The organism is Pseudomonas sp. 5P_3.1_Bac2 (assembly GCF_025465995.1).
Classification (GTDB): domain Bacteria; phylum Pseudomonadota; class Gammaproteobacteria; order Pseudomonadales; family Pseudomonadaceae; genus Aquipseudomonas.
The window spans coordinates 730,229-743,252 of record NZ_JANLNY010000006.1 but is presented as its reverse complement, the minus strand read 5'-3'; the positions used below and the strand labels follow the sequence as shown (position 1 = coordinate 743,252).

Annotated in this window: 9 protein-coding genes; 5 read left to right on the top strand and 4 right to left on the bottom strand. The window is 58.2% G+C overall.

Annotated elements, in window-relative coordinates; translation table 11 throughout:
* Window position 1: 1 nt before the first annotated feature.
* A complete protein-coding gene (locus NTD81_RS07750) occupies window positions 2-1,087 on the bottom strand; it encodes an ABC transporter substrate-binding protein (RefSeq protein ID WP_262181237.1) in 1,086 nt (361 codons plus the stop codon).
* A gap of 152 nt (window positions 1,088-1,239) precedes the next feature.
* Between NTD81_RS07750 and pnuC the strand changes: the two genes are divergently transcribed.
* From pnuC to queD, 5 genes are all read left to right on the top strand, one after another.
* Window positions 1,240-1,806: a nicotinamide riboside transporter PnuC gene (pnuC, locus tag NTD81_RS07745; RefSeq protein ID WP_262181235.1), complete on the top strand. Its 567-nt coding sequence runs from the start codon at window positions 1,240-1,242 to the stop codon at window positions 1,804-1,806.
* Window positions 1,803-2,351 (top strand): AAA family ATPase, encoded by a 549-nt coding sequence (locus NTD81_RS07740; protein ID WP_262181232.1) that lies wholly within the window; start codon window positions 1,803-1,805, stop codon window positions 2,349-2,351. Before pnuC ends, NTD81_RS07740 begins: the two co-directional genes overlap by 4 nt.
* Before the next feature lie 151 nt (window positions 2,352-2,502).
* Complete coding sequence (locus NTD81_RS07735) at window positions 2,503-4,392, top strand: c-type cytochrome (protein ID WP_262181229.1); 1,890 nt, start codon at window positions 2,503-2,505, stop codon at window positions 4,390-4,392.
* 11 nt (window positions 4,393-4,403) lie between these two features.
* A complete protein-coding gene (locus NTD81_RS07730; protein WP_262181226.1) occupies window positions 4,404-5,537 on the top strand; it encodes a catalase family protein in 1,134 nt (377 codons plus the stop codon).
* 102 nt (window positions 5,538-5,639) lie between these two features.
* Window positions 5,640-5,996 (top strand): 6-carboxytetrahydropterin synthase QueD, encoded by a 357-nt coding sequence (gene queD / locus NTD81_RS07725; RefSeq protein ID WP_262181223.1) that lies wholly within the window; start codon window positions 5,640-5,642, stop codon window positions 5,994-5,996.
* Between the two features lie 46 nt (window positions 5,997-6,042).
* Here the strand turns inward: queD and ligA are convergent, their stop codons facing one another.
* From ligA to smc, 3 genes are all read right to left on the bottom strand, one after another.
* Window positions 6,043-8,418, bottom strand: a complete 2,376-nt coding sequence (ligA, locus tag NTD81_RS07720; RefSeq protein ID WP_262181220.1) for an NAD-dependent DNA ligase LigA — start codon at window positions 8,416-8,418, stop codon at window positions 6,043-6,045.
* Between the two features lie 59 nt (window positions 8,419-8,477).
* Window positions 8,478-9,341 (bottom strand): cell division protein ZipA, encoded by an 864-nt coding sequence (gene zipA / locus NTD81_RS07715; protein ID WP_262181217.1) that lies wholly within the window; start codon window positions 9,339-9,341, stop codon window positions 8,478-8,480.
* 192 nt (window positions 9,342-9,533) lie between these two features.
* Window positions 9,534-13,022: a chromosome segregation protein SMC gene (gene smc, locus NTD81_RS07710; protein ID WP_262181214.1), complete on the bottom strand. Its 3,489-nt coding sequence runs from the start codon at window positions 13,020-13,022 to the stop codon at window positions 9,534-9,536.
* Window positions 13,023-13,024: the final 2 nt, after the last annotated feature.

Sequence of the window (13,024 nt, the reverse complement as noted above, 5' to 3'; positions counted from 1 at the left end):
GTCAATCCAGCAAGGGTTGCAGCGAGAAATTATAGTTCTGCATGTCTTCATGGTAGACCGAGCTGAACTGGCGAAAATCAAGGCCATAGCCCGGCCTATTTAAGCGCTGTTGCAGGCGCCGCACCTGCTCAGGGTTGAGCACAGTAAATAGCGGGTCGAGCCGATCCTTACCGCCGCGCAGTTCAAAATCCTTACCTTTGTGGTAATCGTGCAACATCACCATGGCCCAGCCACCTAAGGTGAAGTGACCGCCCACCAGCACACTCAAGCGTCCATCGAGACGAGCCTGAAATACTTCCTGTGAGTTATTGATGCCCGACAGCAGTAAGTCCTTACCTGGGACCTTACCCTGCTCTTGCGCCGCATCCATCACCCCGAAGGCCATCTGATCATTGGCCGACCAGACCAAGCGCACATTGGGATAGCGCGGCAGCAATAACTTCGCCTGTTCATAGGCGCGCTGCCGGCTCCATTCGCCATACACCATCTGCTGCAACTTGATCTCAGGGTGTTCGTGTAAAGCTCGCTTAAGGCCTTTAGCCCGCAAACTGGAGTTAGGCGTATTACGCACCCCGGCAAATGCCAACAACGAGGCTGGCTGGCCCTGCAACTCACTGATCAGCGCCTTGGCTGCGATGTAGCCGGCTTGCTCATCATTGGCGACTAAGCTGCCGATCCAATTGCTGTAGCGGCCACGGGTGCCGCCAATAATATCTTGCTGATCATCGGTGAGGGTGCTGTGCAAGGAGAACAGCTTGATGGAGCTGTCGGCATAAATACGCAAAAGCTCCGGCGCCACGCTCAGTTCATTGACGAACAACAGGTAATCTGGCTGTTCCTTAGAGGTCAGTATTTTGCGCGCTTCACTGAGCAGGAGCTCGCTGCTGCGCTCACCGTGGACCACCTCGAGCTGCATATCCAGATCATCAGCAGCGGCCTGCATAAAATCGATATAGCTGAGCCAGAACTCCTCATCCGAGTACCCAGGACTGAGGAATACCACCTTAGCGGCTGGCTTCGGCGTGACCACATGACTCTGGGGCGAAGCAAAACTAATCTGCGCCCACAAGGCAAAAATCGCTGCCATCAGCAGTCTGGAAATGGAGCAAAGCACAAGGACTCTCCTAAGTAGGCGCGCAGTATATCGGCATTCCAATAGCATAAAGCCACTCAGCAAGCGCATTTCCCGGGCATAAGCGTTAAGCCTTACACTGTTTACAACTCCATCAGGCTTTACCTATGTCTCCCCTAGAAATCATCGCAGCAGCCATCGGCGTCATCTCGGTTTACCTAACCGTAAGGCAGAATCCATGGTGCTGGCCCATCGGCTTAGTCATGGTAATCATGTACGGCTGGATCTTCTTTGACGGCAAGCTCTATTCCAACATGTTGTTGCAGGGCGTTTACGCCTTGCTGCAGGCCTATGGCTGGTGGCAGTGGACTCGCGGCGGCGCCCAGCAAGCCGGTGTAGTGGTCAGTCGCTTAAGCCTTAGCGGCCTTGGCGCGGGACTCCTCTGCGGCGGACTCGGTGCGCTTATCCTCGGTTATCTGATGGCGACCTTTACCGATGCGGCCGCTCCTTGGCAGGACGCCAGCTTAAGCGCCTTCAGCCTCGTGGCGCAGGTATGGATGGCGCAGAAACGCGTGCAGTGCTGGCTGCTGTGGATCGTACTCGACAGCCTCTTTGTCGCCCTGTTCGTGCAACAAGAGTTGTACTTAACCGCCGCGCTCTATGGCCTGTTCACCTTATTAGCGATACATGGTTGGCGCAGCTGGCAACGCGACCGCGCGCTGGTGCCGGCATGAAGGTCCTGGTGCTGACCGGGCCAGAGTCCACCGGTAAAAGCTGGTTAAGCCAGCAGCTCCAAGCGCGCTTTGGCGGTTTGATCGTCGGCGAGTACGTGCGTCACTTTATTGAGCAAGAACAGCGCGACACCTGCTATGCCGATATCGAGGCCATCGCCCGCGGTCAGCTGGCCTGGGAAGATGCGGCCCGCGCGCAGCGACCCGAGCTGCTAATTCTCGACACCCACCTGTTAAGCAACATCCTCTGGAGCCAGGTTCTGTTCAACGCCTGCCCGAGCTGGATGGAGCCGGCGCTCTTGGCGCGCGACTATCACCTGCACCTGCTGCTTGATCCGCGCGATGTGCCTTGGCTGGATGACGGGCAACGCTGTCAACCGGAGCTGGCCCAGCGTTGGGATTTTTACCAGCAGTGCCAAAGCTGGCTGATCCGCCATCAGCAGCATTTTATTGGCATTAATGGCGACTGGGCACAGCGCAGCCAGCAGGCACTGGCTTGTGTTGAGCAGTGGCTGGCGGAGCCGTGCGAGCTGGCCGTTAAGGGCTAACGACGAGCAAAACGCGAAGTGCCGCACAAAAAAATCACACACACTTTATAACTACCGGTACTGGCTAGCAGGCACTGCAATAGCGACTTGCCATTAAAACCAGTTGTTGGCATAAGCGAAAGAATAATAAAAACGCCAACAGGACCAACCCATGGGCATCGTCCGCCGTGTTTGTAAAACCCTCCTTGTACTCGTTCTCATTGTTCTGGCCGTGCTGCTGTACTACGTCGCCAACCCAAACCTGGCCGAGTATCAGCCGCCCAGCCAAGTCCATTACCCTGAGCAGTGGACAGACGAACAGCGCCAAACCTATTACTACACGCCCCAAGGCGTGCAAGTAAAAGGCCTGCGCTATAACTGGTTCACCGCCCTGGAATTGCCCTTCAGCCAAGACAAATTCGCCCGCCCGGAATACTTGGCGCGCTTTGGCTTTCTGGTCGATCCCAAGCAACAAGCCAGCGCGCTCAATCCCGGCAACTTACCGCTGGGCTTCTCCCAACACAAAGACCCGGAAAGCGGCAAACACTATCTAGATATCACCTGCGCCGCTTGCCACACCGGCGAGCTGCGCTATAAAGGCCAAGCCGTGCGTATCGACGGTGGCGCGGCCATGCACTCCTTAGCCAGTACGGTGCCAACTGTGCGCGGCGGCAGCTTCGGCCAAGCGCTGGGCATGAGCATGCTCTTCACCTACGTCAACCCGCTTAAGTTCAATCGCTTCGCCCATAGCGTGCTCGGCGAGAACTACAGCGCGAAGCAAAAGAAACAGCTGCGGAACGACTTCCAAGCCGTGCTCTCGCGCCTACTCGGTACCGCCCGCAACGATTGGTGGCGCGGCCTCTATCCCACCCAGGAAGGCTTGGGCCGCACCGATGCCTTTGGCCGCATCGCCAACACGGTGTTTGGTGATGGTATCGACCCCAGTAACTACCATGTCGCCAACGCACCGGTGAGCTACCCGCATCTGTGGGACATCTGGAAATTCGATTGGGTACAGTGGAACGGCTCGGCCATGCAGCCGATGGCCCGTAACATCGGCGAGGCGTTGGGTGTGGGCGCCACCGTGCACCTGTTTGAAGATGACGGTAAGCCCGTAAACGAAGATGACCGCTACGCCTCCAGCGTGCGCGTGCAAGAGCTGCATAAGCTGGAAAACACCCTGCAACAGCTCAAGCCGCCGACCTGGCCGCAGCAGCTGTTTGCGCCAATCGATCTGCCCCTGGCCAGCCAAGGCCGCGCCCTGTTTACGGAAAACTGCGCTTACTGCCACGCGCCCCATGTGGCTGATCCGCAGCAGAGCGCGGCCAGCGGTCGTGATCCGCAATGGCTGATGAAGATCGTGCCCACCAGCGTGATCGGCACTGACTCGACTGCTGCCGATAACATCGCCGACCATCGCTTTGATCTGAGCAAGCTGGGCTGGAACCTCGATGAGCTTAAGCAGTTGAACGTCCAGCTCAAGGATGCGGACGTCAACAGCCTGGATCTCAGATCGATCTCCAGCGCCAAAGGCCTGGCTTACATCACCGCTTACGTGGAGAAGCGCGCTTACGCGGATGCAGGTATTAGCCCGGCTCAGCAAGGGCAAATGAATGGCTACGATCTGCCGATCGCGGTGCAGGAGATTCGCGGCTACAAGGCCCGCCCGCTGGACGGCATTTGGGCGACTCCGCCGTTCTTGCATAACGGCTCGGTGCCGACTCTCTTCCAACTGTTGTCGCCGGTCGCTGAGCGGCAAAGCCAGTTTTGGCTCGGCGACTTTGAGTTTGATCCCAAGCAGGTGGGCTTTCACAGCCAGCCCTTTAAAGGCGGCTTTCTGTTTGATACCCGCCAAACCGGCAACAGCAATTTCGGCCATGAATTCCGCGCCGGCTGCCGCGGCAATGGCGTGATTGGCCGCGCCTTAGCCCCCGCTGAGCGTTGGGCCTTGGTCGAGTATCTCAAGGTGCTCGGCAATGCTGAGCTTGAGCAACAACTCACCCCAGTTAGCGCCAAACCCTGGAATCCGGGTCCGGTTTGCCAACCCGCCACGCAGCTTTAAAGGAGCCTCGCATGTTTAAGTCACTCTGGCTGTGGTTGGGCCGTGTTCTCGGCAAGTTGTTGCTGCTGGTGCTGCTGCTCGGCCTTGGTGGTTGGTTAATCGGTAGCCTCTACTACGGGTGGAAATTCTCCGGCCCGGTGTCCACTGAGGAACACATTCCACCGGCAGAAGCCGCACTCACCCAAAGCATCATCGAAGACGCCATCCGTGTGGTTGAACAACACCGCGACAACACCCGCGTGCTGCGCGATGCCCATGCCAAGGCCCATGGCTGCGTGCGCGCGCAAGTCACCGTCAGCCCGCAGTTGCCGGCCAGTCTGCAACGTGGTGTATTCGCCGAGCCAGGCAAGACCTGGCAAGCCTGGATGCGTCTGTCCAACGGCAATGCTTACCCGCAATTTGACCGTGTGCGCGACGCCCGTGGCATGGCCCTCAAGCTGCTCGACGTGCCTGGAGCCAAACTCAGCGGTGGCGCGGCGCACAGCACGGAACAAGACTTCGTGATGTTCAATAACACGACGTTTTTCGTGCGCGATGTGGCCGAGTACAAAAGCAATTTCGCTGCCCAGGCCAATGGCCAGAAGGTCTTGGCGTTCTTTCCCAGTTGGGATCCGCGCACCTGGGAAGTCCGCCACTTGATCATCGCCTTGCAGACGCTGTCTGCCGCGCCGCAGAGCCCGCTTGCCACCACCTACAACTCCATCGCACCGTTTAAACTCGGCGAGCACAACATCAAGTATCGGGTGACCCCAGAGCCACAGGCATGCCCGGATTACCAAGTGCCCGAGCAAAATCAGCAACTGCCGAACTTCCTCCGCGCCGCCCTGTATCAGCAACTGTCCCTAGACCGCGCACCGGCCTGCTTCGCCCTGCAAGTGCAGGTGCAAAACCCGCAGCTGTACATGCCAATCGAAGACACCAGCGTGCAGTGGCAAGAGAGCCAGGCGCCGTTTCAAACCGTGGCGAGCATCTTTGTCCCGGGTCAGGACTTCGACAGCCGCGAGCAAAACCTGATGTGCGATAACCTGTCGTTTAACCCCTGGCATGCGCTGCCCGAGCACCGCCCTATCGGTGGCATCAATCGCCTGCGTAAAGCCGTCTATGAGGCCGTGAGCAGCTATCGACTGGAGCGCAATCAGCCCTAAAGCCAGCAACATTGCTCTGTGGTACTCGGTAAGCCGGCGCTGAACTGCTACCATTCGCGCCTTTAACGGCGCTGGCGCCGGGTAGCAGCAGAGAGAATTGTTGTGGAATTGTTTAAAGAGTTTATGTTCGAGGCGGCCCACCGCCTGCCCCACGTGCCGGACGGGCACAAATGCGGCCGCCTGCATGGCCACTCGTTTAAGGTCGCGATCCATATCGAAGGCCAGGTCGATCCGTACACAGGCTGGATTCGTGACTTCTCCGAGATCAAGGCCATCTTTAAGCCGATCTACGAGCGCCTCGACCACAACTACCTGAACGATATTCCAGGGCTGGAAAACCCCACCAGCGAAGTGCTGGCTAAGTGGATTTGGCAGGAGCTCAAGCCTCTGTTGCCTGAGCTGTCGCAGATCCGCATCCACGAAACCTGCACCAGTGGCTGTGTGTACCGCGGCGACTAACTGCCGGGCTAAGGCCGCCAGTCGCTGGCGGCCTTAGCCAAGCGCCTTAATTCAGGCCGTAACCGGCCAATGCGGCGAGGAATTGCTCCTCATCCATCACCGCCACCCCCAACTGGCTAGCCTTAGCCAACTTGGAACCGGCACCGGGGCCCGCCACCACACAGGTGGTTTTACTCGATACCGAACCTGCCACCTTAGCGCCCAGGCTTTCCAGCTTGTCCTTGGCCTGATCGCGACTCATCTGCTCCAGCGTGCCGGTCAGCACCCAAGTCTGCCCCATCAAGGGCAAGCCACTGACCACCCGCTGCTCGCTGTGCCAGTGCATACCAAACTCGCGCAGCTGCGCCTCGATAGCTTGCGCCCGCGCCACGTTGTCAGGATTAGCGAAGAACTCGCGCAGCGATTGCTTGGCCTTTTCGTTTAGCCCCTTAAACACCGAGAGCGACAGCCAATCTTGGGCCAGCTCCAGCACAGCCTCCAGGCTTGGGTATTTATCGACCAGCTTTTGCGCACCGGTGGCGGCGATATGGGCGATACCTAAGCGGTCAATAAACTCAGCGAAACTGGCGCAGGCGGCAAACTCAGCATGCAGCTCGCCCTCTTCCTGCAACTGCACACCACGCTCAAGCAGAGCCTTAATCACTTCCTGGTTATGCGCGTCGGCAAAGAAGTGGCTGATTTCATGGGCCACTTCGCTGCCCACATCCGGCAGCCAGGTCAGCACTTCAGGCAGCGCCTGTTGGATACGCGACAGCGAGCCTAAAGCGCGGGCCAGCAGCTTGGCTGTCTCCTCACCCACATCTGGGATACCCAGGGCGTAGATAAAGCGTGCCAGAGCCGGTTGCTTGCTTGCCGCGATGGCGGCCAGCAGGTTGCGTGTGGACAGATCGGCAAAGCCTTCCAGGCCCACGACCTGATCGTATTGCAGGCTATACAGATCGGCAGGCGACCGGACCAAGCCTTCATCGACCAGCTGCTCGACGATCTTGTCGCCCAAACCTTCGATATCCAAGGCCCGGCGTGACGCGTAATGGATGATGGCCTGCTTAAGCTGCGCCTGACAGCTGAGGCGGCCCACACAGCGGTAAACCGAGCCTTCGCTGGTGGTGGCCTTGCCCTTGCTGCGTTTGATCAACTGGGTGCGCTCTACCGCCGAGCCGCACACCGGGCACTGCTCGGGAATATGCACGGCCCGCGCATCAGCTGGCCGGCGCTCCAGCAGCACCTGCATGACCTGTGGGATCACATCGCCAGCGCGACGAATAATCACTGTATCGCCAATCATCAGGCCCAGCCGTGCCACTTCATCCATATTGTGCAACGTAGCGTTGGACACCGTGACCCCGGCCACCTGCACCGGCTTCAACCGCGCCACCGGCGTGACCGCGCCGGTACGACCGACTTGGAACTCCACATCGAGCAGCTCGGTGAGCTCTTCCTGGGCCGGAAACTTCTGCGCCAGAGCCCAGTGCGGGGTGCGGGCGCGAAAGCCTAATTGCTGCTGGTCTTCGAGGTTATTGACCTTAAACACCACGCCGTCGATGTCATAGGCCAACTGCATACGCCGCGCGCCGATATCACGGTAATAAGCCATGCACTCGCTGATGCCATTGGCCAGCTTGAGTTCGCGACTGATCGGCATGCCCCAGCCTTTAAGCTGCTCCAGCACTGCCACGTGGGTGGCGGCTAATTCGCCGCCCTGGACCAGGCCTAAGCCGTAGCAACAGAACTCCAACGGGCGCTGCGCGGTGATTTTCGGGTCCAGCTGGCGCAGGCTGCCAGCTGCGGCGTTGCGCGGGTTAGCGAAGGTCTTGCCGCCCTGCTCCAGCTGCCGCTCGTTGAGCGCATCAAAGCCGGCCTTGGGCATGTACACCTCACCCCGCACCTCCAGCACGCTGGGCCAGCCGCTGCCACTGAGCTTGAGGGGGATATTGCGCACCGTGCGCACATTGCTGGTGATGTCCTCACCGGTGCTGCCATCGCCACGGGTAGCCCCACGCACCAAGACCCCATCTTGATACAGCAAACTGACGGCCAGGCCATCCAACTTAGGCTCACAGCTGTACTGCACGGTAGCGCTGCTAAACAGGTCTCCGGCGGGCAAGTTCAAACCTTCGCTAACGCGGCGATCAAAGTCGCTTAAATCCTCATCGCTGAATCCGTTGCCAAGGCTCAGCATGGGTACTTCATGCTGCACTTCGCCAAAAGCGCTGAGGGCTTGTGCACCGACCCGCTGGGTCGGTGAGTCGGCGCTAACCCACTCGGGGTGAGCCGCCTCTAAGGCTTGTAGCTCACGAAACAAACGGTCGTATTCGGCATCCGGAATGCTCGGAGCATCCAGCACATGGTAGTTGTGGTTGTGCTGATTAATTTCGCGGCGTAGCTCTTCGATACGCGCTTGGGCAGGCAAGGTGTCGGTCATACCAATCTTTCTCAAACAAAAAGAGCAGCCGGAGCTGCTCTTTATTTTTAGCGGATAACTCAGCGTTTATTGGTTAGCTGCTTGCGTTCGTATTCGACGATGCGCTGACGGTAATGTTCGATGGTTTGTGCGGTCAACACGCTACGTTGGTCGTCTTTCAGTTCGCCATTGAGCTCATGGGCTAACTTGCGCGCCGCGGCGACCATCACATCAAACGCCTGTTTCGGGTGACGCGGGCCGGGCATACCGAGGAAGAAACTCACCGCTCGAGTGCTGAACCCTTCAATGTCATCCAAATCAAAAGTACCGGGCTTCAGCGCGTTAGCCATGGAGAACAGCACTTCGCCATTACCGGCCATGCTTTCGTGGCGGTGGAAGATATCCATCTCGCCAAAACGCAGACCGCTTTCCAGAATATTTTGCAGCAACGCCGGGCCTTTAAAACCCGCCTCGTCACGGGCGATAACGTTAATCACCAGCACTTCTTCAACCGGGGGCAACTCTTTGCCCAAGTCGTGACTTGGCTCTTTATCTTTTTTGCCAGCCCCCGACTTAGCCGCCTTGCTTGGCTTTTCTTCATCTACTGGGTTGAGCAGCGTGGGCACAGGCTCATCCAAACCCAGGTTGAGGTCGCCTTGTTGCGGCTCGTTCGGGTTGCTGTTGCGACGACGATTAAGCTCACGGGCGCTCAACGACGGCAGGTCTTCTTCATCCAACGACGGTTCATTGTTGCGGTCGACCACTCGCGGCGAGCTGATTAAGCCCGGATCGGTTTCTTCATCGGGGACGTTGGCAAAACTGCGATCAAGCTTAAATTTCAGCTTCCCTTTACCGCCACGCATACGGCGCCAGCCATCAACCAGAATGACTGCGATAACAATAATGCCAATGACAATTAGCCACTCGCGCAGACCGAATTCCATGTAATACCCTAACCCCTAATAAATATGCTGAAAAAAGGCCTCTGCGGCTCATTTTGCTAATTCTTTTACGTGACGCCAAGCCTATGTTCTGACTGGCCTTTCACAAATTGAGACGTCACATCTAATAATAGTGCGCATTAAACTAGCACGACAAAAGACAACTTTACACCGCCTGTGCACTGAACCTGCCGATCAGGCCTCAACCAGCGCCAGAGCCTCCTCCACATCCACCGCAACCAAACGCGAGCAACCGGGCTCGTGCATCGTCACGCCCATCAACTGATCCGCCATCTCCATGGCGATTTTATTGTGGGTGATATAGATAAACTGCACGGTTTCAGACATTTCCTTAACCAACTTGGCGTAACGACCCACGTTGGCATCATCCAGCGGCGCGTCCACCTCATCGAGCATACAGAACGGCGCGGGATTGAGTTTAAAGATGGCAAATACCAAAGCCAGTGCCGTCAACGCCTTCTCGCCACCAGACAGCAAGTGGATGGTACTGTTCTTCTTACCCGGTGGCCGCGCCATGATGGTTACCCCGGTATCGAGCAAGTCTTCTCCGGTAAGTTCCAAATAAGCGTTGCCGCCACCAAAAACCTTGGGGAACAACGCCTGTAAACCGCCGTTAATTTGATCGAAGGTTTCTTTAAAGCGATTGCGGGTTTCTTTGTCGATTTTGCGAATGACGTTTTCTAAAGTATCCAGCGCTTCCACAAGATCGGCGTTTTGCGCGTCGAGGTAGCGTTTACGCTCAGACTGCTGTTCGTATTCATCAATTGCCGCCAAGTTGATCGGGCCCAAGCGCTGAATCCGCCCAGCCATACGCTCCAACTCTTCTTCCCAAGCCGCCTCGGTGGCCTCGGCCGGCAACGTTTCTAGCACGCCATGCAGGTCGTAATTGTCTTCCAGTAATTGATCTTGCAAGGTTTTGCGCCGCACGCTGAGGGACTGCCAGTCCATCCGCTGCTGTTCCAACTGGCCGCGCAACAACTGCGCCTGCTGCTCGGCTTGGGTACGGCGGCGCTCGGCGTCACGCAATTCGCGATCGGCATCTTCCAGCGCTAAACGCGCCAGTTTCAGCTCGTCGTCGACGGCCATGCGTTTTTCCAGCAGTTCTTCCAGCTTCATGCGCAGCTCTTCCAGCGGCGCAGCGCCCTCTTCCAAGTTCAGGCTCAGTTGCTCACGGCGCTCATGCAGGCGTTCGGCTTGCAGATGTAAACGCTCTAGCGCCTGCTGCGTGGAATCATGCTGGGCTTGCAGGGAGCCTAAGCGCACGGCCAGCTGATGAGTCTGGTCTTTGTGCTGACGCGCTTCTTGACGCACCCGGTCCAGCTGTTCGCGCAAACTATCGCGAGCGAGCATCAGCCGCTCACGCTCCTCGGTGTCATTGGCCATGCAGTCCAGGGCATCTTGCAATTGCAGACGGGTTTCACCCAGTTGCTCATGCTCAACCGCACGCTGTTCGGCAGCCTCATCGAGCTCATGCTGCAAGCGCTCACGACGCAGCAACAGTTGCTCGACCTTGGCTTGCCCGGCCGACAGTTGCGCTTTGAGTTCGGCTAAACGCCGCGCCTGCTCCTGGCCTTGGCGGCGCAACTGCTCACGTTGTTCTTCCTGAACGCGCTGGCTGTCTTTAAGTTGCTGCAAGCGCTCATCCAGCACAGCCAAAGCCGCCTCGCGCTCTTCACGCTCCAGGCCTAACTGTTCAATCTCTTGGCCACGGGCCAGCACACCGCTTTGGGTTTCGCTGGCGCGGCGCACGCGCAAGAAGTTGCGCCCCAACCAATAACCATCACGGCTGATCAGGCTCTCGTCGGCGCCTAACTGACTGCGCGCGGCCAACGCCTGATCGAGACTCTCGACCGGTTTCACCTTTGCCAGCCAAGGCGCCAGATCGACATTGGCCTCGACCTTATCGAGCAGGCTGCCAGCCACGCGCGAAGCGGTTTGACCGCCATTAACCAAGCGCACATCGCCTTGGCTCAGGCTGCTGAAGTCCAACCCGCGCAGATCATCCACCAACACGGCCTGCAGATCGGCGCCCAACACGGTTTCCACCGCCAGCTCCCACCCTGGCTCGACCCGCAGGCCTTCAGCCAAACGTGGCCGTGCACTGAGTTGCTGTTGACTGAGCCACTCGCTGGCGCCCTTGCCAGGATCCAGAGCAGCTTGCTGTAAGGCTTCCAGCGAGGCCAAACGGCCATTTAAGCGCTGCAGTTCACCCTGTGCTTGCTGCTGCGTCTGAGCGCTGTGTTCGATATCACGGCGCAGTTGCAGGAGCTGCACGGCTTGCTGTTCTTCAGCAAACTGCACTTCTTGCAGGGTGATTTCACCGGCGGCTATTTGCTCGCCCAATTCGATGATGGCAGCGTCTTCTGGATCGGCCGCCAGCTGCTGCAGCTCATCGTTCAAACGCCGTTGACGCTCGGCCACTCGCTCTAGGCTCTGCTCTAACTGCGCGATACGCGATTGCGCCACTTCGGCCTGCCGTCTGGGCTCGGCACTGCGCTGGTTGAAGCTGTCCCACTGCTCTTGCCACAACTGCATGGCGCTGTCGGACTCTTCCAACGCCGCCGCTGACTCTTCAGCCGCTGCTGCGCTGAGTTCCTGCTCCGGCGCCAGCATGGCCAACTCTTCAGCCAACGTGGCTAACAAGGTGCGGTCATGGCCCAAATGCGACTCGGTTTCTTGACGGGAGCGTTCGGCCTCACGCAAGTCATCCTGCAATTGGCGCAAACGCTGCTGACCATGCTGGATGCTTTGCTCGACCCGGGCGATATCGCCACCCACCGAATAAAAACGGCCTTGCACCAAGTTAAAACTTTCGCTGAGCTCATGATGGCTGTCGCGCAGGCGCTCGATGCTGGCATCAGCATTACGCTGCTCGGCCACTAAGGCCTCAAAGCTGACCTCTTGGTTACTGATCACCGCCTCGCGCTGGCCGACCAGATCATTTAAGGCTTGCCAGCGCAAAGCCGTCAGCTGCGCCTTGAGCTGACGCTCTTCGGCTTTGTATTCCTGATATTTCTGCGCCGACTGGGCCTGGCGGTGCAGGCGTTCCAGTTGCCGCTCCAGCTCTTCGCGCAGGTCAGTCAGACGCGCCAAGTTTTCGTGGGTGCGGCGAATGCGGTTCTCGGTCTCGCGGCGGCGCTCCTTGTATTTGGAGATGCCGGCGGCTTCTTCGATAAAATTGCGCAGGTCTTCGGGCTTGGCCTCAATCAGCTTGGAGATCATCCCTTGCTCGATGATCGAGTAGCTGCGCGGGCCCAGACCTGTGCCAAGAAAGATGTCGGTGATGTCGCGACGCCGACACTTAGTTCCGTTAAGGAAATAAGTGTTTTGGCTGTCGCGAGTCACTTTGCGGCGGATGGAAATTTCGTTGTAACCGGCGTACTCCCCGGTCAGGGTCGCATCCGAGTTATCGAAAACCAGCTCAATCGAAGCTTGGGTTACCGGTTTGCGTGTATTCGAGCCATTGAAGATGACATCGGTCATCGACTCGCCACGCAGGTTCTTCGCCGAGCTTTCGCCCATAACCCAACGCACGGCGTCAATGATGTTTGACTTACCGCAGCCGTTGGGGCCCACCACCGCCGCCATGTTACTGGGGAAGGTGACAGTGGTTGGATCTACGAAGGATTTAAAACCGGCCAGCTTGATGCACTTGAGCCGCATGT

Excerpts from the sequence above, each read along its gene's own strand:
- zipA (WP_262181217.1), bottom strand. The coding sequence starts at position 9,341 with ATGGAATTCGGTCTGCGCGAGTGGCTAATTGTCATTGGCATTATTGTT.
- NTD81_RS07730 (WP_262181226.1), top strand. The coding sequence starts at position 4,404 with ATGTTTAAGTCACTCTGGCTGTGGTTGGGCCGTGTTCTCGGCAAGTTG.
- NTD81_RS07735 (WP_262181229.1), top strand. The coding sequence starts at position 2,503 with ATGGGCATCGTCCGCCGTGTTTGTAAAACCCTCCTTGTACTCGTTCTC.
- pnuC (WP_262181235.1), top strand. The coding sequence starts at position 1,240 with ATGTCTCCCCTAGAAATCATCGCAGCAGCCATCGGCGTCATCTCGGTT.
- smc (WP_262181214.1), bottom strand. The coding sequence starts at position 13,022 with ATGCGGCTCAAGTGCATCAAGCTGGCCGGTTTTAAATCCTTCGTAGAT.
- NTD81_RS07750 (WP_262181237.1), bottom strand. The coding sequence starts at position 1,087 with ATGGCAGCGATTTTTGCCTTGTGGGCGCAGATTAGTTTTGCTTCGCCC.
- NTD81_RS07740 (WP_262181232.1), top strand. The coding sequence starts at position 1,803 with ATGAAGGTCCTGGTGCTGACCGGGCCAGAGTCCACCGGTAAAAGCTGG.
- ligA (WP_262181220.1), bottom strand. The coding sequence starts at position 8,418 with ATGACCGACACCTTGCCTGCCCAAGCGCGTATCGAAGAGCTACGCCGC.